This window comes from Pseudomonas sp. SA195, assembly GCF_054131565.1.
This window is the reverse complement of sequence record NZ_CP096392.1, coordinates 299,608-323,117: the sequence shown is the minus strand read 5'-3', so window position 1 is coordinate 323,117 and position 23,510 is coordinate 299,608. Positions and strand designations below refer to the sequence as shown.

The 23,510-nt window shown below is 64.3% G+C and carries 20 protein-coding genes; 8 read left to right on the top strand and 12 right to left on the bottom strand.

What is annotated here, in order from left to right:
* Nucleotides 1-45 precede the first annotated feature (45 nt).
* Nucleotides 46-909, bottom strand: coding sequence for an HDOD domain-containing protein (locus M1D78_RS01475; RefSeq protein WP_437422328.1), 864 nt, complete (start codon nt 907-909; stop codon nt 46-48).
* Between the two features lie 116 nt (nt 910-1,025).
* On the opposite strand from M1D78_RS01475, the gene M1D78_RS01470 reads away from it, so the two are divergent.
* The gene (locus M1D78_RS01470; protein WP_437422329.1) at nt 1,026-1,565 is read left to right on the top strand and encodes a type 1 glutamine amidotransferase domain-containing protein; all 540 of its coding nucleotides are present in this window, start codon (nt 1,026-1,028) and stop codon (nt 1,563-1,565) included.
* A gap of 243 nt (nt 1,566-1,808) precedes the next feature.
* Nucleotides 1,809-3,005 carry a class I SAM-dependent rRNA methyltransferase gene (locus tag M1D78_RS01465; RefSeq protein WP_437422330.1) on the top strand — a complete coding sequence of 399 codons (1,197 nt, stop codon included), beginning with the start codon at nt 1,809-1,811 and terminating at the stop codon, nt 3,003-3,005.
* A gap of 57 nt (nt 3,006-3,062) precedes the next feature.
* Here M1D78_RS01465 and M1D78_RS01460 read toward each other — a convergent pair whose 3' ends face one another.
* The gene (locus M1D78_RS01460) at nt 3,063-3,911 is read right to left on the bottom strand and encodes a poly(ethylene terephthalate) hydrolase family protein (RefSeq protein ID WP_437422331.1); all 849 of its coding nucleotides are present in this window, start codon (nt 3,909-3,911) and stop codon (nt 3,063-3,065) included.
* Nucleotides 3,912-4,378: 467 nt separating this feature from the next.
* Here M1D78_RS01460 and ilvD point away from each other — a divergent pair, with 467 nt between their 5' ends.
* Nucleotides 4,379-6,217, top strand: a complete 1,839-nt coding sequence (gene ilvD, locus M1D78_RS01455) for a dihydroxy-acid dehydratase (protein WP_437422332.1) — start codon at nt 4,379-4,381, stop codon at nt 6,215-6,217.
* A gap of 51 nt (nt 6,218-6,268) precedes the next feature.
* Here the strand turns inward: ilvD and M1D78_RS01450 are convergent, their stop codons facing one another.
* Nucleotides 6,269-8,002, bottom strand: a complete 1,734-nt coding sequence (locus M1D78_RS01450; protein WP_437422333.1) for a DUF4153 domain-containing protein — start codon at nt 8,000-8,002, stop codon at nt 6,269-6,271.
* A gap of 94 nt (nt 8,003-8,096) precedes the next feature.
* Nucleotides 8,097-9,200: an NAD(P)/FAD-dependent oxidoreductase gene (locus tag M1D78_RS01445; RefSeq protein ID WP_437422334.1), complete on the bottom strand. Its 1,104-nt coding sequence runs from the start codon at nt 9,198-9,200 to the stop codon at nt 8,097-8,099.
* A 100-nt stretch (nt 9,201-9,300) separates the two neighbouring features.
* Here M1D78_RS01445 and M1D78_RS01440 point away from each other — a divergent pair, with 100 nt between their 5' ends.
* Complete coding sequence (locus M1D78_RS01440; RefSeq protein ID WP_437422335.1) at nt 9,301-9,756, top strand: metallophosphoesterase family protein; 456 nt, start codon at nt 9,301-9,303, stop codon at nt 9,754-9,756.
* A gap of 14 nt (nt 9,757-9,770) precedes the next feature.
* Here M1D78_RS01440 and M1D78_RS01435 read toward each other — a convergent pair whose 3' ends face one another.
* Both M1D78_RS01435 and M1D78_RS01430 read right to left on the bottom strand, forming a co-directional pair.
* Nucleotides 9,771-10,418, bottom strand: coding sequence for a YitT family protein (locus M1D78_RS01435; RefSeq protein WP_437422336.1), 648 nt, complete (start codon nt 10,416-10,418; stop codon nt 9,771-9,773).
* Nucleotides 10,419-10,510: 92 nt separating this feature from the next.
* Complete coding sequence (locus M1D78_RS01430) at nt 10,511-11,026, bottom strand: dihydrofolate reductase (RefSeq protein ID WP_437422337.1); 516 nt, start codon at nt 11,024-11,026, stop codon at nt 10,511-10,513.
* A gap of 154 nt (nt 11,027-11,180) precedes the next feature.
* Here M1D78_RS01430 and M1D78_RS01425 point away from each other — a divergent pair, with 154 nt between their 5' ends.
* Nucleotides 11,181-12,302, top strand: coding sequence for a glycerophosphodiester phosphodiesterase (locus M1D78_RS01425; protein ID WP_437422338.1), 1,122 nt, complete (start codon nt 11,181-11,183; stop codon nt 12,300-12,302).
* A 55-nt stretch (nt 12,303-12,357) separates the two neighbouring features.
* Here the strand turns inward: M1D78_RS01425 and M1D78_RS01420 are convergent, their stop codons facing one another.
* On the bottom strand, nt 12,358-12,603 hold the full coding sequence (locus M1D78_RS01420) for a DUF4282 domain-containing protein (RefSeq protein ID WP_437422339.1): 246 nt from the start codon (nt 12,601-12,603) through the stop codon (nt 12,358-12,360).
* A 205-nt stretch (nt 12,604-12,808) separates the two neighbouring features.
* Here M1D78_RS01420 and M1D78_RS01415 point away from each other — a divergent pair, with 205 nt between their 5' ends.
* Both M1D78_RS01415 and M1D78_RS01410 read left to right on the top strand, forming a co-directional pair.
* Nucleotides 12,809-14,203 carry a DUF2868 domain-containing protein gene (locus M1D78_RS01415; RefSeq protein WP_437422340.1) on the top strand — a complete coding sequence of 465 codons (1,395 nt, stop codon included), beginning with the start codon at nt 12,809-12,811 and terminating at the stop codon, nt 14,201-14,203.
* A gap of 117 nt (nt 14,204-14,320) precedes the next feature.
* Entirely contained in the window at nt 14,321-15,694 is a 1,374-nt protein-coding gene (locus M1D78_RS01410; RefSeq protein ID WP_437422341.1) for a GTPase/DUF3482 domain-containing protein, read from the top strand.
* Between the two features lie 10 nt (nt 15,695-15,704).
* On the opposite strand, the gene M1D78_RS01405 is transcribed toward M1D78_RS01410, so the two are convergent.
* Nucleotides 15,705-16,613 carry a DMT family transporter gene (locus M1D78_RS01405; RefSeq protein ID WP_437422342.1) on the bottom strand — a complete coding sequence of 303 codons (909 nt, stop codon included), beginning with the start codon at nt 16,611-16,613 and terminating at the stop codon, nt 15,705-15,707.
* A gap of 86 nt (nt 16,614-16,699) precedes the next feature.
* Between M1D78_RS01405 and M1D78_RS01400 the strand changes: the two genes are divergently transcribed.
* Entirely contained in the window at nt 16,700-17,614 is a 915-nt protein-coding gene (locus tag M1D78_RS01400; RefSeq protein WP_437422343.1) for a LysR family transcriptional regulator, read from the top strand.
* A gap of 4 nt (nt 17,615-17,618) precedes the next feature.
* Here M1D78_RS01400 and phoU read toward each other — a convergent pair whose 3' ends face one another.
* The 4 genes from phoU to M1D78_RS01380 all read right to left on the bottom strand — a co-directional run bounded on the left by phoU (nt 17,619) and on the right by M1D78_RS01380 (nt 23,466).
* A complete protein-coding gene (gene phoU, locus M1D78_RS01395; protein WP_437422344.1) occupies nt 17,619-18,341 on the bottom strand; it encodes a phosphate signaling complex protein PhoU in 723 nt (240 codons plus the stop codon).
* 175 nt (nt 18,342-18,516) lie between these two features.
* Nucleotides 18,517-19,347 carry a phosphate ABC transporter ATP-binding protein PstB gene (pstB, locus tag M1D78_RS01390; protein WP_437422345.1) on the bottom strand — a complete coding sequence of 277 codons (831 nt, stop codon included), beginning with the start codon at nt 19,345-19,347 and terminating at the stop codon, nt 18,517-18,519.
* Between the two features lie 98 nt (nt 19,348-19,445).
* Nucleotides 19,446-21,062 carry a phosphate ABC transporter permease PstA gene (pstA, locus tag M1D78_RS01385; RefSeq protein ID WP_457933567.1) on the bottom strand — a complete coding sequence of 539 codons (1,617 nt, stop codon included), beginning with the start codon at nt 21,060-21,062 and terminating at the stop codon, nt 19,446-19,448.
* A gap of 127 nt (nt 21,063-21,189) precedes the next feature.
* Nucleotides 21,190-23,466 (bottom strand): ABC transporter permease subunit, encoded by a 2,277-nt coding sequence (locus M1D78_RS01380; RefSeq protein ID WP_437422347.1) that lies wholly within the window; start codon nt 23,464-23,466, stop codon nt 21,190-21,192.
* Between the last annotated feature and the right edge of the window lie 44 nt (nt 23,467-23,510).

The following is a 23,510-nucleotide window of genomic DNA, read 5'->3' as shown; positions in this document are numbered from 1 at the left end:
CAACGGGAGACGGAAGGCGACCTTAGCAGCTCACGCCGCCCCGGGTCAGCTGAGGCCCAGCTCGCGGATGCTGTCGCGCTGGCATTCGAAATCGTAGTCGGAAAGCCCCACATACTCGAGCACGCGCTGAGCGATCGTTTCCCACTCGTGATCGTCCGCCTGCTCGCCAAGCACGCGATGGGTGGCGCAGATGTGCTCGGCCATCTTCAGAATGGCCAGCAACGTCCGGACCTGCGGATCGCCCCATTCGTCGCGGAACATGGCTAGCGCATTGTGGTGGTTGGCGATGGCTTCGCACAGATGCTGCGGCAGCTTCCAGGAGCGCGCCACGAAGTAACCGACCACCGCATGGTTGGTGTTCAGCACGCGATTTTCCACATCGGTGATGCGCGTCTCCGGCCCCACGCTGGCGTACGCCTCCTCGAGGATCGTCATGTAGCCGGGAAAGCGTTCGAGCATCAACGGAATGCCGCAGTTATGGAACAGCCCCAGGGTGTAGGCCTCGTCCGGCGAAGGGTGGCCAATGCGCTTAGCCAGTGTCAGACAGGTACTGGCCACGTCCTGCGCCGAATCCCAGAAACGGTTCAGGGTCACGATGGCCGCGTCGGTCAGCTCACCACGAATCGATTGCGCATTGATCAGGTTGATCACCGAATGGCAGCCGAGCAGATTGACCGCCTGCTGGATCGAGGCGATACGGTTGGCCAGGCCAAAGAACGGGGAATTGACAGTCTTGAGCAGCGCGCCGGAAAGCCCTGGATCCTGGCTGATCAGCCGAGCGATGGCACGGAGGTCGGGGTCAGGCATGACCTGCTCCATCTGCAGGTCGACCATGATCTGCGGCTGCGGAGGTACGCTGATCCCCTGCAGCACGCTACGGATCTGCTCGTCGGTAAGTTCGATGGACATGCTCGGCCCGGCCCGGCAAGTAGCACTAGGCCACTAGGAAAGAAGTGCGAACTTTGGCTGAGTTCACTGTCGGATTTCAAGTAGACCGAATTGCAATCCGACGAGGAGAAAACGAAATGGCCGATACCCTTAAAGGCAAACGCGTAGCGATCCTGGTCACCGATGGCTTCGAGCAGGTCGAGCTGACCGGCCCCAAGGAAGCGCTGGAGAAGGCCGGCGCTGTTGCCGAGATCATTTCGTCATCCAACGGCGAAGTCACCGGCTGGAACCACACCACGCCAGCCAGCAAGTTCCATGTCGACAAGACCTTCGACATCATCCACATGGAAGACTATGACGCTGTGCTGCTTCCAGGCGGTGTGGTCAATTCCGACACCATCCGCACCGACGAGATGGCGCAGGAGCTGGTCCGTGACGCCGCCAGGGCGAACAAGACCATCGCGGTCATCTGCCACGGCGCCTGGCTGCTGGCTTCTGCCGACCTGGTCAAAGGCAAGAAGATGACCAGCTGGCCATCGCTGACCGACGACCTGAAGAACGCTGGCGCCAATTGGATTGACCAACAGGTGGTGGTCGACGGGCATCTGATCAGCAGCCGCAAGCCGGACGATATCCCCGCGTTCAGTGAAGCGCTGGTCAAGGCATTGGCGGCCTGATACGTCCGCCGGACGGGAGCAGGCGCTTTCTGCGGCCGGGCACGGCTTTTTCGCTACGCTGGTCGCAGGCAGAGCCTGCTCCTACAAATGGGCTGAGCGCAGGCCCAAAGCCTGAAGCCTGCGCGGGGGCACTGCTCGCACGCCCAGCAACCTGTCTTTCGCCTACCCGTCCCAGCCTCAAGCCTCCAGCGCTTTTATCGGCTTTTACCCCTATAATCGCGCCCTTTTCCCGGAGCCGCCCCGATGAACCTGCCCAGCCTGCGCCTCAAAGCCAATGCCGACCGTCGCCTGCGGGCCGGCCACTTGTGGGTCTACAGCAACGAAGTGGATACCGCCGCCACGCCGCTGGCCGGCTTCCAACCTGGCGACCAGGCCGTTCTCGAAGCGGCCGGTGGCAAGCCGCTGGGCATCGTCGGGGTGTCGCCAAACAACCTGATCTGCGCGCGCCTGCTGTCTCGCGATCTCAAGCACAGCCTGGACAAATCGCTGCTGGTGCACCGGATCCAGGTCGCGCTATCGATTCGTGAGCGACTGTTCGACCAGCCCTGCTACCGCCTGATCTATGGCGATTCCGATCTGCTGCCCGGCCTGGTGGTGGACCGCTTCCACGACCACCTGGTGGTGCAATTGGCCTCAGCGACCATGGAGCGCAACCGCGACGCCGTGCTCGAAGCCCTGGTGCAAGTGCTCAAGCCGCGCGGCGTGCTCTGGAAGAACGATTCGAGCGCCCGCGACGCCGAGGGCCTGGAACGTTACGTCGACACCGCGTTCGGCGTCGTCCCGGAATGGGTGGCACTGGAAGAGAACGGCGTGAAGTTCGAAGCGCCTGTGCTGCAAGGCCAGAAAACCGGCTGGTTCTACGACCACCGCATGAACCGAGCGCGCCTGGCACCCTACGTCAAGGGCAAGCGCGTGCTCGACCTGTTCAGCTATATCGGGGGCTGGGGCGTACAGGCGGCGGCCTTTGGTGCTAGCGAAGTATTCTGCGTCGACGCCTCCGCTTTCGCCCTGGATGGCGTCGAGCGCAACGCCGCACTAAACGGAGTTGGAGACAAAATGACCTGCGTCGAGGGTGATGCCTTCGAGGCCATGAAGGAGCTGAAGAACGCCGAAGAGCGCTTCGACGTGGTCATTACTGACCCGCCCGCCTTCATCAAGCGCAAGAAGGATCTGAAGAACGGCGAAGCGGCGTATCGCCGCCTAAATGAGCAGGCCATGCGCTTGTTGAACAAGGACGGCATCCTGGTCAGCGCCAGTTGCTCCATGCACCTGCCCGAAGACGACCTGCAAAACATCCTGCTTGGTAGCGCGCGGCATCTGGACCGCAACATTCTGCTACTCGAACGCGGCGCGCAGGGTCCAGACCATCCCGTTCACCCGGCCATCCCGGAGACGCGCTACATCAAAAGCCTCACCTGCCGCATCCTGCCGAACAGCTGATCGCCATCGCAGGCGAAATCCTCGCACCCGACGCGTGCGAGGATTTCGTCAGAACGCTTACTCGATGCCCTTGCGTTGCTCCGTCCATAAAAGGCTGGTGCACAGCCCGCATAACCGTCCGTAGAAGGTGCTGCGGGCTGATTCATCATCCATCAGCTGATAGCGGAACCAGGCCGTGGAAGGCCCACGGTAAGCGCCGCCATCACCGACCGGCTCGAAGTGCGTGACGTAGCGCCGCTCACCCCAGAACACCGGCACGTTGGCACGCGTGTAGACCGGCTGCGCATTCAGGTATGGAAACGCGATGGTGTCGCCTCCGCCCGACATCAGGAACATCGGCCCCTTCTGATTGCGCTGAGACGCCGGATTGTGGCCCAGGCCAATGGTGTAGGGCTGAATCGGCGCGGTAGCGCTGACACGATCATCCTGACCGGCCATGATCGAGCCCCCGCCGCCCTGTGAATGACCGGACGTCCCGACCCGCCCGGTGTTGAGCACGCCGACATAAGTGCCGAAGGTACGGTTGCTCTCCTGCACCAGATAGTCGAGACAGGCGAGCATGTCTTGGCCGGTGCCGGCGTTGGAGGTCTCAGCTGCCGCTACCACGAAGCCATGGCTGGCCCAATGCGACAACAGGCCTGAATAGGCAGTCGGCCCGGTCCCGGTTCCGTTACCCCACAGAATCACCGGATGCCGGACGCCGTTCTGTCCCAGGTTGCTGGGACGGTAGACGCGGCAATTCGGGCCTTCGCTGCGACTCGTCGTCGCGTAGGGACCGGAGCGGTCGAAACTGCTCACGTTGGGAAATGGCGCGCCGGGGGTGTCAGGCAGTGGAGCAGCGATGGAAGACCCGCCAATTGCAAGGCCCAGCGCAACGGCGATGCCGCAGAGTTTGATGTCCAGCATGTGCATGTTCCTCTTGTTGTAATCATCATGTGTACGGACGTCGCGCCAGCTCGCCATGCGAGTCGAACGCACTGCACCTTTGTTTCCCGCCTGCCATCCAAAGGGCGGATGGCCAGTCGGCCGAATCAACCCTAGCCAGCGAAAATCGGTGCGCCACTGAAAGCCCGCGTGCGGCGGATGAACGGCCGCGCTTCGCCCCGGCTGAATAATTGATGATCAGCTTCGGTGTTGATGCACCTGACTCAACGTAGGATGAGTGCCGGTAATCGTGCCGTTTGGCTCGCCGCCCGGAACGCGCGTAGAATCGGCCGCATTCCTCGCCACCATCCCCCGGCGGGCCAGTGAGCCCCGGCCGCACGAGCCCTACCCGTCTCGTCCCGGCCCGTCCGCACGCACACGGTCACCTTCCGTTGCACGCAGCTCACCCTAAGCACCATTCGACCCGTTGATTAGCCGCAGGAACCGTCATGCCTGACTATCGCTCGAAAACCTCCACCCACGGCCGCAACATGGCCGGCGCCCGTGCCCTGTGGCGCGCCACTGGCATGAAGGACGAAGACTTCAAGAAGCCGATCATCGCCATCGCCAACTCCTTCACCCAGTTCGTGCCCGGCCACGTGCACCTCAAAGACCTGGGCCAGCTGGTCGCCCGTGAGATTGAAAAGGCCGGCGGCGTGGCGAAAGAGTTCAACACCATCGCGGTCGACGACGGCATCGCCATGGGCCACGACGGCATGCTCTATTCGCTGCCCTCGCGCGAAATCATCGCCGACTCGGTCGAATACATGGTCAACGCTCACTGCGCCGACGCCATCGTCTGCATCTCTAACTGCGACAAGATCACCCCCGGCATGCTGATGGCCGCGTTGCGCCTGAACATCCCGGTGGTGTTCGTCTCCGGCGGCCCGATGGAAGCCGGCAAGACCAAACTCGCCAGCCACGGCCTGGACCTGGTCGATGCCATGGTCATCGCCGCCGACAGCTCGGCCAGTGACGAGAAGGTCGCCGAATACGAGCGCAGCGCCTGCCCCACCTGCGGCAGCTGCTCGGGCATGTTCACCGCCAACTCGATGAACTGCCTGACCGAAGCCTTAGGACTAGCCCTGCCGGGCAACGGCTCGACGCTCGCCACCCACGCCGACCGCGAACAGCTGTTCCTGCGGGCCGGCCGCCTGGCCGTCGAGCTGTGCCAGCGCTATTACGGCGAGGGCGACGAATCGGTGCTGCCGCGCAATGTCGCCAACCGCCGCGCGTTCGAGAACGCCATGACGCTGGACATCGCCATGGGTGGCTCGACCAACACCATCCTGCACCTGCTCGCCGCGGCACAAGAAGCCGAACTGGACTTCGACCTGCGCGCCATCGACGCGCTGTCGCGCAAGGTCCCGCAGCTGTGCAAGGTGGCGCCAAACATCCAGAAGTACCACATGGAAGACGTGCACCGCGCCGGCGGCATCTTCTCCATCCTCGGCGAGCTGGCCCGTGGCGGCCTGTTGCACACGGACGTTCCAACGGTCCACAGCCGCAGCATGGAAGAAGCCATCGCCCAGTGGGACATCACCCAGACAAGGGACGAGGCGGTTCATACCTTCTTCCGTGCTGGCCCTGCCGGCATTCCCTCGCAAACCGCTTTCAGCCAGTCGACCCGCTGGGACACCCTCGATGACGACCGCACCAATGGGTGCATCCGCTCGGTCGAGCACGCCTACTCGCAGGAGGGCGGCCTGGCCGTGCTCTACGGCAACATCGCGCTGGATGGCTGCGTGGTGAAGACGGCCGGCGTGGACGAGTCGATTCACGTCTTCGAAGGCAGCGCCAAGGTCTTCGAAAGCCAGGACGCCGCCGTCAAGGGCATCCTCGGCGACGAGGTGAAGGAAGGCGACATCGTCATCATCCGCTACGAAGGCCCGAAAGGCGGCCCGGGCATGCAGGAAATGCTCTACCCGACCTCATACCTGAAGTCGAAAGGTCTCGGTAAAGCCTGCGCGCTGCTGACCGATGGCCGCTTCTCCGGCGGCACCAGCGGCCTGTCGATCGGCCACGCCTCGCCGGAAGCGGCCGCGGGCGGCGCCATCGGCCTGGTTCGCGACGGCGACAAGGTCCTGATCGATATCCCCAACCGAAGCATCAACCTGCTGGTATCGGATGAGGAACTGGCGCACCGCCGCATCGAGCAGGACAAGCTGGGCTGGAAGCCGGCGAAGCCGCGCACGCGCAAGGTAACCACTGCGCTCAAGGCCTACGCCCTGCTCGCCACCAGCGCCGACAAGGGCGCAGTGCGCAACAAGGCGATGCTGGACGGCTGATCGGCCGGTTCGCTGACAAAAAAGCCCGACCTCGCGTCGGGCTTTTTCGTTCTAGTCGGACATCGAAGGTTCCAGACGCATATCGTCGATCTGCAGGGCCGGGAAGCGCGGTGCGATCCGGTCTACATCGCCGGCACGCAGCCGTTCCGCCAGGGTCTCTCTGTCCAGCGGCTGATTGCCCGCGAGCCGCAGTTGGCCAATCCAGCGCCAATCGCCTGCGGCGTTGCGCTGTATCACCGGAAAGATGCGGGGTCGATCGCCGCGCAGCAGTACCGCTTCAGCTTGGCCGTCAGCGTCGAGGTCGATGGCGAATAGCTGGCATTCTTCGGCGCAACCCTGCGGTGCGAGCGTACGTGCAAGCGCCCCATCTTCGTCGGCCAGCGCCTCGCCAATCCAGCTGATCGGCGGGGCCAGGGCGACCTCTTGTTCGTTTCGCCATGCCCAGTAGGTGTCCGCCTTGTCGAGCCGTTGCAGCTCGGCCTGCAGCGCCTCGACCCGCGCCGGCTCAAGGCCTGGCATGGCGAGCTGGTCACGAAGTTGCGCCAAGTGACTGCGGCCGGGCTCACCCAAGTTGAAGCGCAAGGCTCCCAGGTCGGTGCGTTCGAGCGGCACGTCGTTATCCAGCAGGCGGGCATGCTGGCTCGCCGCGCTGAGCTGCAAGGGGCTCAGCGCGGCGACGTGCAGCCCGATCAGCAACAGCGCGGCCAGTAGCGCCAGCGGCGGATTGCTCTGCCGCAGCCCGGCCAGCCAGCCCTCCCCGCGCCGCCCCACCGCAACGGCCAGAGCCAGCCCATGCAGCACGGCAAGCGCGGTGAACAGCGCGGCCAACACACGGTCGGGAGTCAGTCCGTACTGGCCGATGCGCAGCCAGAGTGCGTAGGCGGCCAGGCCCGTCAGGATCGGCAGGCCAAGCGCGCTGACTTCGATCATCAGGCGCAGCGGGCGAGGATAGGGGCTGGTTTGATGGCCGTCCTGCACCACGCCGTTGAGCAGCGACAGGTGTGCGAAGGCCAGCGTCAGCAAGATCGGCGTCGCGTGCCGCGTTGCCCACAAAGGCCCAAGCCCTGTGAACGGTAAGAACAGGAGGAAGAGCAACAGGATGAGTGTCGTCATTGGCAGCAGAAACCGGCACATCGCCTGCACGCCGTTGCGCAACGCATCGACCATCTGGCCCCGCTCCAGACCAATCCACAGGCCGAGGGCAAAGACGCCGGCACTGGCGATCCAGACGAAGCCGGACGACTCGAAGAACGTCTCGAAAGCATCGATGCCGACCAGCTTGAACAAGCCCGCCCAGAGCAGGATCAGCAGCCAGAACGCCAGCAGCAGGAGACAGGCGATAAAGAGCATCAGGCCGTTGTTCACCGCATGCTGGTAGAGGCTGGCGTATTCCACGCGCCAACGCTGCCCGGCTTCGCGCGCCTGGATGAACGGCGCCAGCACATAGGCCAGGAGCAGGTTGCTCCAGAGCAACAATGTGGCGCTGGTTTCGCCCAGGTAGTACCAGCGCGGCTGGTCGAATTGTGCCGCAAGCGCCGCCGCCAGTACCGCCGGCACCAACGCTGCGGCCAACACGTGCGGCGTGCGCCCGGCCTCGCGCAGCGAGCCCCACATCAACTGCACCAGCCAGCCGCCGATCACTGCAAACGCCAGCAGCGCCGAACAGAGCGCGCGCCAGGCAGCGCCCTGTGGCCAGGCCTCGCTCGCCCCCCAAAGCACCAGGCCCTGTGCGAGCCCGATCAGCAGGTAGATTCCCAACAGGCGATTGTCAGTCGACGCTTGCATGCATTCCTCCCTGGCCCGCCGTCCGAAACGGGGCGGCGCAGCAGTGTGCCGCCGGGCGCCGGTAAGCCGCAACGCGACCAGCGTTGCGGCGTGATCAGTTCGTCAGCTGATCGCGGACGTGTCCGGCTATCGCCAATGCTGAAGTCAGCCCCGGGGATTCGATGCCGAACAGGTTCACCAGGCCGGGTACGCCATGCTGCGCCGGTCCATCGATGCGAAAGTCCGCGGCCGGCTCGCCGGGCCCACTGATCTTCGGCCGGATACCGGTATAGGCAGGCTGCAACGCGGCGTCCGGCAACGCTGGCCAGTAACGGCGGATCGCCGCATAGAATCCCTCGGCGCGCCCTGCGTCGAGGCGGTAGTCGAGACCCTCGACCCATTCGACATCCGGGCCAAAGCGCGCCTGGCCACCGAGATCGAGCGTCAGGTGCACACCTAGCCCGCCGGGTTCCGGCATCGGATAAACCAGATGGCTGAACGGCGCGCGGCCATTGAGCGTGAAATAGCTGCCCTTGGCGAAATAGCGCGGCGGCACGGCCAAACCCGGCGCGCCCTGTATGGCCTGGGCCAGCGGCGGCGCGCCGTGCCCGGCACAATTGATCACCTCACGCGCCATGAGCCGCATGGGCTCGGCGCCGCCGACCGTGACCTCGATTCCGTCGCCCGATATCCGCAGCCCTTCGACCGGCGCATTCACCGCAAGCATCGCACCGGCCGTTTCGGCATCGCCGAGCAGCGCCAGCATGAAGGCGTGGCTGTCGATAATGCCGGTGCTGGGTGAGAGCAACGCGGCGACGCCCGCGAGCTGCGGCTCGCGCGCGTGCAGGGCGGCCGCGTCGAGCCGTTGCAGGTCATGCACGCCATTGGCACGGGCCTGCTGTTCGAGCCGGCCGAAACCCTCGAGCTGGCTGTCGTCAGTCGCAACGATCAGCTTGCCGCAGCGCCGATAGGGCACCCCGTGGCTGTCACAGAAGGCATAGAGCGCTTCCCGCCCGGCCACGCACAGGCGCGCCTTCAGCGAACCTGCGGGGTAATAGAGGCCGGCATGGATGACTTCGCTGTTACGCGCGCTCGTCTCGGTGCCAATGGCGTCCAGCGCCTCGAGGATGATCACCTCACGCCCCGCCTGCGCCATGGCGCGCGCCACGGCGAGGCCAACCACGCCGGCACCGATGACGATGCACTCGACCCGTTCCATTGCCCCGCTCCGTTCAGCCGAAAGGGGCAAGCCTGCCCCATGATCGAACCGCGGCCAAGCCTTGCTTGCCTATAGTCGAGTAACCATGACAGGAGCCCCTATGCGAATCGGCGTGATATCGGACACTCATGGCCTGGTGCGGCCCGAAGCCCTGGCCATCCTCGACGGTTGCGCGTGCATCATCCACGCCGGCGATATCGGTAAGCCTGAGGTGCTTGACGCCCTGCGGGCGCTGGCGCCACTGGAGGTCATTCGCGGCAATGTTGATAGCGGCGAATGGGCCTCCGCCATTCCCGAGCGCCTCGACCTCGAACTCGGCGGGCTGCACATTCATGTCTTGCACGATCTCAAGACGCTGGACCTGGACCCGGTTGCCGACCAGGTCGATGTCGTCATCGCGGGGCATTCGCACCAGCCGCGTATCGAGGAGGTTGACGGCGTGCTCTACCTCAATCCCGGCAGCGCCGGCCGACGCCGCTTTTCGCTGCCGATCAGCCTGGCCCTGCTAGACATCGAGGATGGCCAGCCACGGGCGCAGCTGGTCACGCTGGGTTGATCAAGCCGGCCGTCTCAGCTGACACCCATGTAGCGATCGGCGCGATGGTTGATCGCCAGCACGAGGTTCAGCGCTACTGCGCCCAGCACTGAGAGCGCGACCCTGTCTAGCGGCACGACGAACACGACGCCCAGCACGATTGCCGCATCGATGCCCATCTGGATGGTGCCGGCGCGCAGACCGAAGCGCTCCTGCAAGAACAGCGCAAGGATGTTGACCCCACCGAGGCTCGCGCGGTGACGGAACAGCATCAGCAGGCCGATACCCATCGCGAAACCGCCGAACAGCGCGGCGTAATAAATGTTCAGATCGGCAAAGCGAATCCAGCCGGGTGTCAGCTCTGCCAGCAGCGACACCAGCCCGACCGCACAAATCGTACGCAACGTGAAGCGCCAGCCCATGCGCCAGATCGCCAGCAAATAGAAGGGCACGTTGAGCAGGAAAAACGCCAGGCCAAAGGACCAGCCGGCCATGTATTTCGCCAGAAAGGCCAACCCTACGGTGCCTCCGGTAAGCAACCCGGCATGCGTATAGAAGGCGATGCCGAGCGCGACCATGGCCGTGCCAAGCACGAGGGCAAGCGCGTCCTCCCAGAGCGGATGGCGCACGAAAAGGGGCGCAACGGCTTCGGCCGGCGCGGTATCAGGCTGCTGATGGGGCATGGGGATTTCTCGTCGGCTGCAATCGGGCAAGCCTATCGCCTGACGCCAATGCTGAACTTGGCGCCGGTCAATGCGGGCGGATCAGCAGGGGATCAACCGCGCTGCCAGGTCTCGAAACGATAGGCGGGCGCGCCGCCCTCGGCCGGGTGTGCCTGGTCGTCGACACGCTGCCACTGGGTTTCGTCAAAGTCAGGAAAGAAGGCGTCACCGTCAGGCGCGGCATCGATGCGCGTCAGGTAGAGGCGCCGCGCCCGATTTAACGCCTGGGCATAGAGCTGGGCACCACCGATCAGCATCACCTCGTCCACGCCCTGCTCCCGCGCCCACTGCTCGGCGCGTGCAAACGCCGCGTCCAGCGAAGGAAAAGTCTCGGCGCCCTCGAGCTGCAAACCCGGCTGGCGGCTGACGACCAGATTCAGCCGGCCCGGCAATGGTCGGCCGAGCGAATCCCAGGTCTTGCGGCCCATGATGATGGGCTTGCCGAGTGTCATAGCTTTGAAGTGCTTGAGGTCGGCGGGCAGATGCCAGGGCATCTTGTTGTCGAGGCCTATGACGCGGTTTTCCGCGAGGGCCGCGATCATTGCGAGGGGAAAGGGGGGCTGAGTCATGGCGGCGAGGATAGCAGAGGGCCTGCCGTGCGTCAGCGGCGCCAGAGACACGTCATCATCACGAAACGGTCATCCCCCAGCCACCGGAGCGTCAGGTGCTTGTCACTGTTACGCTTCAGGCTGACCGCTCCCCCTTCCGACGGAGACGTCTGCAATGGTCCGCCACCGCCGCCCTACCCTTCGTAACCTGTTCGTCGCCTGCAGTTTCCTGCTGCCAGCCGCCGCGTTCGCCGCTTCGCCCGAGCTGGCGAAGTCAGACAAGCTGACCGGCCGCGACGAGCCCAACCCGCTGGTTATCGCCCACCGCGGCGCCAGTGGCTACGTGCCCGAGCACACCCTGGCCTCTTACGCCCTGGCCATCCTCCAAGGCGCCGACTACATCGAGCCGGACCTGGTAATGACCCGCGACGGACAACTGGTCGCCCGCCACGACAACGAACTGGGCCTGACCACGGACGTCGCCAGCCATCCCGAATTCGCCGACCGCAAGCGCACCCAGGTGGTCGACGGCGTCAGCCTGACCGGCTGGTTCAGCGAAGACTTCACGCTCGCCGAACTGAAGACATTGCGAGCCATCGAGCGCATCCCGGCTATCCGCCCGGGCAATGCCCGCATGGACGGCAGCCTGGAGATCCCGACGCTGCAGGAGATCATCGATCTGGTGAAAACCATGCAGCTCAGCGAGCGCCGCCGCATCGGCCTGTACATCGAGACCAAGCACTCGACGCACTTCCAGCAACTCGGCCTGGCGATGGAGCAGCCGTTGGTGCGCACGCTCCACCGCAACGGCTATGCCGGCCGCCGCGCACCCGTCTACATTCAGTCGTTCGAAGTTGAGAACCTCAAGACCCTGAGCCGCCTCACCCAGCTACGGCTGGTGCAGCTCTTCGGCGGCGGCCAGCCGTACGATCAGACAGTGCGCGGCAGCGATCTGACCTACGCGCAAATGGCAACCGCCGAGGGCCTCAAGGCCATTTCCCGATATGCAGCTGGCGTCGGGCCGGAGAAGAGCTACATCATCCCGCGCGACGCCAATGGCAACCTCGGCGAGCCCACCGACTTCGTGCCGAACGCGCATGCAGCCGGCCTGAAGGTGCACCCCTACACGTTCCGCGCCGAAAACGTATTCCTGCCCGCCAACCTGCGTAAGGGCGAGGTCCCATCCGAGCGCGGCGACATCGAGGCGGACATCCGCGCCTACCTTGATGCGGGCATAGACGGCCTGTTCATCGACCAGCCCGATATCGCGGTGAAAGTGCGCGCTCAGGCTGAGTGACCGGCCCGAGAAAGGAGAGAAAGCGAAAAGGCGGCAGGGAAGCCGCCCCGGCCTATCACTGACGGATGGCGATTTTCTTCAGATTTTCGTTGATCTTGAACATGACGATCAGCAGCTCACACCAGAGCCGCGTCCCAATCAGGCCGCCGACGAGGATGGCAAGGCCGGACCACAGGCCGCCGCCAAATACACCAAACATGGCGGCCACACCGCATACGATAACGGCCAGCAGCCCCGCCCAATACAGGAGGGTAATGATCTTAGGCGTCAGCATGGCGTCGAAGAAAAAAATGTCTTTCATGGCAAAAGTCCTTTTAAAGCATGAAGGCGGGCCAGCAGCGCGTGGCGAACCGGCCTATCCGTGGCAGGTGATGCGGCGAAGCCGCAGGTCGATCATTCGATCGGCGGCGGATGGTACTGGACGCTTTAGCTGGACGACTTGACCGGTTTCACTCTTCGGGCGTGCAACGTTATTCTCAAACCCAAGCCCCATCTCGAGAAACCGCGTGCCCCAACCTCCCCTGTCGCCGCCCAATCCCCTCGACCGCCTCTGGCTGACCGAAGCCATTCGCCTGCGCGAAGAGCACGCCGGGCCGCTGGACGACGCGGAAGCCAATCGCCAGGCCCGCGCAAAAGGCGGGGAGTTGCCCGAACTGATCGAAGTCCGAGCGCTGTGGCTGGCACGCCGTGACGGTCTGATCGATGCCCTGCAGCACTGGCGCCAGGGCGTGCGGCTGGCCGGTATCGCGATGGCGCTGTTGGCGCTGTTCACTGGCGCCGGGCTGGCGTTTGCAGCGCTGGGGGACGGGCTCAGACCCGTGAATGTGTTCTGGGCGCTAGGCAGCCTACTTGGGTTGAATCTGCTGACACTGCTGGGCTGGCTGCTGGGATTTTTCTTTGCAGGCGATGCCGGCGGTGCGCTGGGTCGGCTGTGGCTCTGGCTCAGCGAAAAGCTCGCCCGCGATGCTCGTGCCGTGCAATTGGCCCCGGCGTTACTGGCGGTGCTAGAACAACGCCGCCTCGGACGTTGGCTGCTGGGGCTTGGTGTACATGGTTTATGGCTGGTGGCCATGAGCAGCGCACTGGTGACCCTGTTGGCGCTGCTCGCCACGCGTCGCTATGGCTTCGTCTGGGAAACAACCATTCTTGGTGAAAGCACATTCATCAACCTAACCCAGACCCTCGCCGTGCTGCCTTCGCTGCTGGGCTTCGGTGTGCCGGACATCGAACAAATCCGCGCCAGTGGCGACTTGGCCAACGGCGTGGAAAGCGCACGCCAAAGCTGGGCCGGCTGGCTGGTCGGTGTGGTACTGGTCTACGGCTTGCTACCGCGCCTGCTGCTGGCCCTGTTCTGCCTGTGGCGCTGGCGGCGCGGCCGTGCGCAGCTGCGGCTCGACCTGGAGCTTCCGGCCTATCGGCTGTTGCGCGAGCGATTGCAACCCTCGAGCGAGCGCCTCGGGATAAGCGATGCAGCGCCGCAACAGCTGCACGCACCGAGTGGCGGAGCGCAACTGGACGGCAGCGAGGGCGCGGTACTGGTTGCTATAGAACTGGACCAGAGCCACCCCTGGCCGCCAAAACTGCCAACGGCGGTGGCCGATGCCGGTGTGCTGGACGACCGCGAACAACGTCGTCGGCTGCTGGAACAACTCACTCGCTTCCCGCCGGAGCGCCTGGCCATCGCCTGTGATCCTCGCCGTTCGCCGGATCGGGGCACGCTGGCGTTGATCGGCGAACTGAGCCGTTGCGCCGCCGAGAGCCGCGTCTGGCTGCTGCAGCCGCCCGCTGGCGAAGCGCTGGACAGCTACCGATTGCAAGACTGGAAGCAGGCGCTGGACAGCCTCGGCCTGCCCCACTCCACCAGCGCACCGCTGACCTGGCTGGAGACCGGCCATGACTGATGAAACCGGCATTGCTGCAGTAGGAGCCAGCTTGCTGGCGATCAGATCGCCGACATCGCAGGACGCATCGCCAGCAAGCGGGCTCCTACAAAGGCGAACGCAGTGGAGCAATAACCGATGAGCGCCCCCCTGAAACTCGCCCTGGTCGGCCATACCAACGTCGGCAAGACGTCGCTGCTGCGCACCCTCACCCGCGATGTCGACTTCGGCGAAGTCTCGCATCGGCCTAGCACCACCCGCCACGTCGAAGGTGCGCGATTGTCGGTCGAGGGCGAGCCGCTGCTGGAGCTCTACGACACACCCGGCCTGGAGGATGCCATCGCCCTGCTCGACCACCTCGAGCGCATCGAACGCCCCGGCGAGCGCCTCGACGGTCCGGCACGCACCGCCCGTTTTCTCGAAGGCAGCGAGGCTCGGCAGCGTTTCGAGCAGGAAGCCAAGGTGTTGCGCCAGCTGCTGGCCAGCGACGCCGGGCTGTATGTCATCGACGCCCGCGAACCCGTGCTGGCCAAGTACAAAGATGAGCTGGCGGTGCTCGCGGGGTGCGGCAAGCCCTTGCTGCCGGTGCTCAATTTTGTCGCTCAGCCCGGCCACCGTGAAGACCTGTGGCGCGAGGCGCTCGCGCGGCTGGGCCTGCATGCGCTGGTGCGCTTCGACAGCGTGGCGCCGCCGATCGACGGCGAGCGCCGGCTCTACGAAAGTCTGGCGCTGCTACTGGAGCAATCGCGCCCCAAGTTGCAGCGGTTGATCGACGATCACGAAGCCCAGGCCCTTACCCGGCTGAGCGAGGGCAATCGGCTGATCGCTGAATTGCTGATCGACGTTGCCGCCTTCCGGCGCAGCGTGGCGGCACAACCTGAGCTCGAACGCGGCGCCATCCGTGAATTGCACGACGCAATCCGTGCACGCGAGCAGCGCTGCGTCGAAGCGCTGCTGCGGCTGCACGCGTTCCGCCCGCAGGACGCGGCCGCGGCGGACCTGCCGCTGCTCGATGGGCGCTGGGGCGACGACCTGTTCAATCCAGAGACGCTGAAGCAGCTCGGCGTGAAGATCGGTAGCGGCATGGCTGCTGGTGCTGCGGCCGGCGCGGGCGTTGACCTGATGGTTGGTGGCATCACGCTCGGCGCCGCAGCACTGCTCGGTGCGCTCGCCGGCGGCGGCGCGCAAACCGCCAGGCATTACGGTAATCGCCTGCTCGGCAAGCTCAAGGGCCAGCGTGAGCTGACTGTCGACGACGCCGTGCTGCGTCTGCTCGCCTTACGCCAGCGCTACCTACTGCAGGCACTGGCCGCCCGCGGGCATGCGGCAGTGGACACGATTCGCCTGGATGCGCCGGATGATAAGGCTTGGCGCGAAGGCCGACTTCCAGACGCACTGCAACGCTGCCGTGCTCATCCGGAGTGGTCGTCGCTCAATCCTGGGGCGCGGCTGGAGCACCCCGAGCGCCAGCAGCAACTGGCATCCCTGCAAGCGAGCCTGGCGCAGCGTTAGGGCCGCCTGGCTAAGCCGCACTCTGCGCTGGCGCAGCGACACCCCTTGCTTGCGTCGTGGTGGCCCGTAGCGCGATAAAGGTCGCCGTGACGATCAGCAGGCCACCCAACCAACCCTGCACGCCGATGCGTTCCCCCAGCCAGAGCCCGGCGATCAACGCACCGAACAGCGGCTCCGAGCCCATTAGCAACGAAACGCGCGTGGCGCTGGTGCGCCCCAATGCGAGGTTTTGCGCATACAGCGCAAAAAGCGTGGCGAACCCTACCAGATAGAGCGCGCCAGCCCAGAACGCCGGGCTCTGTGGCAAGGCCGGCAGACCCCCTGGCAAGGAAAAGCCGATCGCCACGCAGCCCGCCGCGACCACCCCGCTCTGCACCGCTGTCAGTGCCATCGGCGGAACCTCCAGCCCAGCAGTGAACCGCCGGGTCAGGCACACCAACAGCGCGCGCAACACCGCAGCGGCCAGCATCAGCCAATCACCAAGACTCAGCGACAGCTCGGTCCCGCCGGTCAGCAGCCAAACGCCCACAAGCGACAGCCCACACGCTATGAACAGTCGGCCGTCCGGGCGCTGGCGCAACAGTGCCCACTCGACGAAGGGCGTGAAAATTACGCACAGACTGATGAGAAACGCCGCGTTGCTGGCGCTGGTTAGCATCACGCCCCAGGTCTCACAGAGGAAGATCCCCAGCATGATCAGGCCCAACGGCACACCCGGGCGCAACGCCCGGCGCCCCGCTCCGCGCAATTGCGGCAACAGCAGCACAAAGGTCAGGCCGAAGCGGATCGCCAGGAAGCCCAGGACGGGATAGAACAGCAGCGCCTGCTTGGCCACCGCATAACTGCTGCCCCAGATAACCGCTACCGCCAACAGCATGGCGTCGGCCAGCCATAGATTACGTCGCGCCAGTTCCTGCATCTCGCTCGCCCCCTTCGTGGAGGGGCGATTGTTAACCTTTCCGAGCGGATCGATAATCCGTGACCTCAGAACAGGACTTGTGCGCTATGGGAATAAATGATGGCGCGGCTCTGCTGCCTGGCATGGCCGTTTTTGTCCGCGTGGTTGAGGCCGGAAGCTTTTCCGCGGCGGCGCGCCAGCTCGATATGACGGCCTCGGCGGTCAGCAGGCAGGTAGCACGGCTCGAGCAACAACTCGCGCTGCGCCTGCTCGAACGCACCACGCGGCAGCTGCGTCTGAACGAGGCTGGGCGAGAGTTCTACACGCATTGCCGAGCGATGCTGGACGCCGCCGACCAGGCGCTAGCCATCGGGGAGCGGCTGATGAGCTGTCCGCGTGGGCTGGTCCGCCTGAGCGTGCCGAAGGCGTACGGTAAGTTCGTGATCAGCCCATTGATGCCAGGCTTTCTTGGGCGTTACCCCGAGGTCGACGTGCAATTACACATCAGCGATCAGAGCCCAAGCCTGATCGAGGATGGCTTCGACGTGCTGGTACAGGTCACCGACCACCCGCCCGAAGAACTGGCCGGAAAGCCGCTCGGCCCGGTCCGTCAGCTACTGTGCGCAACCCCGGCTTATCTGCAGGAGCGCGGCACTCCGCAACATCCGCAGGCATTGCTTGGTCACGACTGCCTCTATCTGGGCGAGCGCGCCGGCGATAACCGCTGGCACTTCAGTGATGGCGAGCGGCAGGAGACGGTACTGGTGCGGGGTCGCTTCCAGAGCAACCACAGCGAAGCCCGTCTGGAGGTAGCGCTAGCCGGGCTGGGCATCGCCGTGCTGCCGCAGTTCACCGCGGCCGCCGCCCTGGAACAAGGGCGGCTTTGCGAAGTGCTGCCTGGCTGGCGCTTCACCGGCTCCTATCAGGGCGCCGCCTGGCTGCTCTGGCGACCGAACAGGCACCTGCCGCCGAAGCAGCGGGCGATGATCGATTACCTGAGCGAGGCGCTGGCGCGACGTTGAAGGGTCAGTCGCGCTTGGCGACCTCTTCTGCCATACGGGTCAGGCCCAGGTGGCGCACGTCGGTGCCGCGCACCAGGTAGATCACCATTTCGGCGATGTTGCGCGCATGGTCGCCGATCCGCTCCAACGAACGCAGTACCCAGATAACGCTGAGCACGCGGGAGATCGAGCGCGGGTCTTCCATCATGTAGGTGACCAGCTCGCGCAGCGCGGTCTTGTATTCTCGGTCGACGGTCTTGTCGTACTGCGCGACAGACAGGGCCAGTTCGGCGTCGAAACGGGCAAAGGCATCGAGCGCTTCCTGCACCATGCGGCGCACCTGGTCGCCGATATGACGGACCTCGACGTAACCGCGTGGCGACTCGCCGTCTTCGCACAGCTCGATGGCGCGGCGGGCGATCTTGGTCGCTTCGTCACCGATGCGTTCCAGGTCGATCACCGACTTGGAGATGCTGATGATCAAGCGCAGGTCGGAGGCAGCAGGCTGACGACGGGCCAGAATGCGAATGCACTCCTCGTCGATGTCGCGCTCCATGTGGTTGATCTGATCGTCGACGTCACGTACCTGCTGCGCCAGCCCGGAATCGGCCTCGATCAGCGCGGTGACCGCGTCGTTGACCTGCTTCTCCACCAGGCCACCCATGGCCAGAAGATGGCTGCGCACCTCTTCCAGCTCGGCGTTGAACTGCTGGGAGATATGTTGCGTGTGGCTGTCTTTGCTGATCATTGTTTCGCTCCGAGGAGGCTGCCGCTAGGCGGCTCTGGTGCGCAGCGCACCTAGAAAATTGTCGACTTAACGTTGAGGCCCTTGGGAAATCTTCACTGGCGCGGAGGGCGCGCGCTGACAGTACGAGTAGTACGGCAAGCGCGCCCGACAAAGCCAGAGGAGATTTCCCATGGCATCAACCGTAGCGGCCGGTGATGTAGTCTTCGGTCTGCTTCTTTTCGGGATTGGTGAACAGCGTATCGGTATCGCCGTACTCGATCAGCTTGCCCATGTACATGAACGCCGTGTAGTCCGAAACCCGCGCGGCCTGTTGCATGTTGTGGGTCACAATGACGATGGTGTACTTGGCCTTCAGTTCGTAGATGAGCTCTTCGACTTTCAGCGAGGAGATCGGGTCGAGTGCCGAGCTCGGCTCGTCGAGCAGCAGCACTTCCGGCTGCACGGCGATGGTGCGGGCGATCACCAGGCGCTGTTGCTGACCGCCGGAGAGGCCGAGCGCGGACTCATGCAGGCGATCCTTGACCTCATCCCACAGGGCGGCGCCCTTGAGGGCCCATTCGACGGTCTCGTCGAGCACGCGCTTCTGCTTGATCCCCTGGATGCGCAGGCCATACACCACGTTCTCGTAGATGCTCTTGGGGAACGGGTTGGGCTTCTGGAATACCATACCGACGCGACGACGCAGGTCGGCAACGTCTTCGCCCTTGCGGTAGATATTGTTGCCGTCGAGGTTAATGGCGCCTTCGATGCGGCAGCCGTCGACCAGGTCGTTCATGCGGTTGAAGCAGCGCAGCAGCGTCGACTTACCGCAACCGGACGGGCCGATGAAAGCGGTTACGCGCTGACGCGGAATGTTCAGGCTGACGTTGTAGAGCGCCTGCTTTTCGCCGTAGTAGAGGCTCAGGTCCGGCACCTCGATGGCGACCTGCTCGCTGGCCAGGTCCAGGGCGCGCTTGTCACGACCCAGCGCCGAAATGTCGATGGAATGCGTCTTTGCTTGTGACATGAGATGTCTCCGTAGTCGCTGGAGGCCAGAGGCTTGAGCTGGACGCGGTCAGTGCCGCTTGTTCGCCCAGCGCCGGCCTCCAGCGCTTTTATCGGCTGTTAGTGATCAAGCGCTTTGTATTTTTCGCGCAGATGGTTACGAATCACGACCGCGGTCAGGTTGAGGATGGCGATGACCAGGACCAGCAGCAGCGCCGTCGCGTAGACCAATGGGCGTGCCGCCTCGACGTTGGGGCTCTGGAAGCCGACGTCGTAGATATGGAAGCCCAGGTGCATGATCTTCTGATCCAGATGCAGGTAAGGGTAGTTGCCGTTAAGCGGCAGGCTCGGCGCGAGCTTGACCACACCCACCAGCATCAGCGGTGCGACTTCACCGGCGGCGCGTGCAACAGCGAGGATCAGGCCGGTCATCATCGCCGGGCTGGCCATCGGCAGCACCACCTTCCACAGCGTCTCGGACTTGGTTGCGCCCAACGCCAGCGAACCTTCACGGAGGATGCGCGGAATACGGGCCAAACCTTCCTCGGTGGCCACGATCACCACCGGTAGCGTAAGAATCGCCAGGGTAAGCGACGCCCACATCAGGCCAGGCGTGCCGAATACCGGCGCCGGCGCCGCCTCGGGGTAGAAGATGCGGTCGAGCGAGCCACCAAGCACATAGACGAAGAAGCCCAGGCCGAACACGCCGTAGACGATCGAGGGCACGCCGGCGAGGTTGTTCACGGCGATGCGGATGATGCGGGTCAGGACGCCCTGCTTCGCGTATTCGCGCAGGTAGACCGCCGCGATCACGCCGAACGGCGTGACGATGACCGCCATGATGAGGGTCATCAGCACGGTGCCGAAAATCGCCGGGAAGATGCCGCCCTCGGTATTGGCCTCACGCGGCTCGTCACTGACGAACTCCCAGATCTTGGCGAAGTAGAAGCCCATCTTGTCCGTCAGCGACATGGCGTTCGGGCGGTAGGCGCGGACCACCTTGCCGAGGCTGATCTCCTGCTCGCGGCCGTCCATGGTGCGCATGGTGATGCTGTCGCGGTTGAATTCCTTGTACAGGCTGACCAGCTGGCCTTCCAACGCCTTGTATTCGGCATCCCATTGGGCGCGCTCGGCGTCGAGTTCGGCCTGGGCCGCTTCGTCGAGCTGACCATCGAGCTCGAGCTTGCGTGTTTTCAGCCGCAGGCGCTCGAGGCCGTGGTTGATGCGGCCGATGTCTACCGCTTCTAGCTCGGCAATGCGTTCATGAAGATCGTCTACACGTTCGATGCGCGCTTGCAGCTCGCTCCATGCAGCCTCGCCCTCGGCGACCAGGTTGCCTTCTTCTTTTACGGCAAGCAGTTCACCGTAGAAGTTGCCCCATTCGCGGCGCTCCAGGGCAACCAGGTCGGCAGGCTTGCGCGGGTTGCTCAGCCACTCGCCGATGACCCAAGAGAAGTCCGCGCCGTAGACCTCACGGTTGCCGACCTTGAGCAGTTCGCGGGTCATGAATTCCCCGCCTTCCACATTAACCGGCAGCCCGCTGGCAGCCAGGCGCGCGCGCGGCACCTGCTCAGCCTGCACCACTTCGCCAGCCATGATCTTCTGCTCGGCGCCGGGCACCTGATAGTCGGCGACAATCACATCCGCCGGCCAGAAATGCTCGAGGCCACGTACAGCGATAACGGCGAGCAGGCCAAGGGTCATGATGACCGCGATGGACACAGCGCCGGCGTTCATCCAGACCCAGGGAGTGCCACTCTTGATCCAGGTTTTCAGCGAATCCTTTTTCACGGATCGATACCTTTGTCGAAATCTGTTCGCAGCCGTCACCGGCAGCGTCTTGCGCCCGCAGGCGGGGCTTCGGTTACAGGCTGGCGTACTTGCGACGCAGGCGCTGGCGAATCAGCTCGGCCAGCGTGTTCATCACGAAGGTGAACATCAACAGCACCATCGCGGCGAGGAAGAGCACGCGGTAGTGGGTACTGCCGACTTCCGACTCGGGCATTTCCACCGCGACGTTCGCCGCCAGGGTGCGCATGCCTTCGAAGATGTTCATTTCCATGATCGGCGTGTTACCGGTGGCCATCAGCACGATCATGGTTTCGCCCACGGCGCGGCCCATGCCGATCATCAAGGCCGAGAAAATGCCCGGGCTCGCAGTCAACAGGACGACGCGCGTCAGTGTCTGCCACGGCGTCGCGCCGAGGGCCAGCGAACCCAGGGTCAGGCTCTTCGGCACGCTGAACACGGCGTCCTCGGCGATCGAATAGATGGTCGGGATCACCGCGAAACCCATCGCGAGTCCAATCACCAACGCGTTGCGCTGATCGAAAGGAATGCCCATTTCATGGGACAGCCAGTGGCGCATGTCGCCATTGAAGATCCAGTTCTCTAGATGGCCGCTGACGGCGATCGAGCCCCAACCCACGAGCAGAATCACTGGAATCAGCAACACCGCTTCCCAGCCATCCGGCACGCTCAGGCGGATGCGCTCAGGCAGGCGGCTCCACGCCCAGCCGGCGAGCAGAATGCCGATTGGCGTGAGCATGAGCAGGCTGAAGATGCCTGGCAGGTGGTTTTCCAGGAACGGCGCGAGGAACAGGCCGGCGAAGAAGCCGAGGATGACCGTCGGCAGCGCTTCCATCAGTTCGATGACCGGCTTGACCTTACGACGCAGCGAGGGCGCCATGAAGTAGGCGGTGTAGAAGGCGGCGCAGATAGCCAGCGGTGCGGCCAGCAGCATGGCGTAGAAAGCGGCCTTGAGCGTGCCGAACGCCAGCGGTGACAGGCTCAGCTTGGGCTCGAAGTCACCCGTTGCGGAGGTGGACTGCCAGACATAGTCCGGCTCCGGATAGCTTTCGTACCAGACCTTGCCCCACAGCGCGCTCCAGGAGATTTCCGGGTGCGGGTTGTCGATTACGAAGCGCTGCAGTTGGCCATCGGACTCGACCAGCAGCCGTGTGGCACGCGGCGACATGGCGGCGATCGCCGCACCCTCGGCAACCTGTTCGGTCAGCAGTGTACGGTGCGCGGTGCTGTGAAAAATGCCCAGCTGGCCAGCGCTGTCGAGTGCAAGGAAGCCCTTGCGACGTTCTTCCGGAAGGATCTGGGTGATGGCGTTATCCGCTAGCTGGAAATTGCGCACGTTCTGCAGTTCGGCCTGGCCGTCACTGCTACGCACCATGAACCACTGGCCGATACCGCCCGTTGAGTCACCCACCATTAGCGAGATGCCGCCCAGCAGCGAAGCAACGGTCGTGATCTCACCTTTTCCGCTCAGCAACTTGTAACGACCGTTCAGTTGCTTACGGCGCAGGTCGAAGACATCAACGCTGGCGCGACCGCTCACGGCGAACAGCCACATGTGCCTCGGGTCGATTCGCAGCGCCTTGATCGGCTCGGCGAGCTGCGGCAATTGCAGCCGCTCTTCTTCGAGGGTGGTCTCGCCCGTCAGCATGTTTTCGGTGGCGGAAATGCGCAACGCCTGCAGCGCGCCGTTTGCAGCGCCTGCGACCATCAGCGTCTTTCCATTCAAGCTAACCGCTGCGTGGGCTATCGCGCGCCCTTCGGGATCCAGCTGCAGCGGCTCCTTACCGAACGGATAGTCGAGCTGAGGCGTGATGGTCTTTTTGCCGTTCGGGTAGCTGACTTTATAGTTGTGCTCAACGACCAAGACTTGGCCGTTGTCCAGTCCAAGGACGATACGGCGATTGCCTGGGGTGTCCTGACCGAGGGAGACGATCCGGCTTCCAGCCGGTAGCGGCAGTTCGACGCTACGCAGTGATTCGCCCGTACTCAGGCTAAAGAAGCGCACCAGCCCGTCAGCGCCCAAGCGCATCGCGACTTGATTCTGCTCTTCCATGGCGAGTAGCAGCGGTTCGCCCGCTTCAGCCAGCCAAGCCGGTTGCTGAGGATCGCGAGCTTCCAGCTCAGCCCCCTGAAACATCGGCGTCACGACCTGGGCGAGGTAAAAGAAAATAAGGCAGATGGCGCCAAGCACGGCGAGGCCGCCGATGGAGACGTACCAGCGCGCCATGTTGTCTTTAAGCGCGCGTATGCGGCGCTTGCGTTGCAGGGCCGGGGTATTGAAGTCCAGCCGTTGCAGATCGGAATTCGCGCTCATGGTCTCGATATCGTTCATGCGAAGGTCCTGGCCGCTCGGGCCGTTTTGTCCGCCGCGCCGCG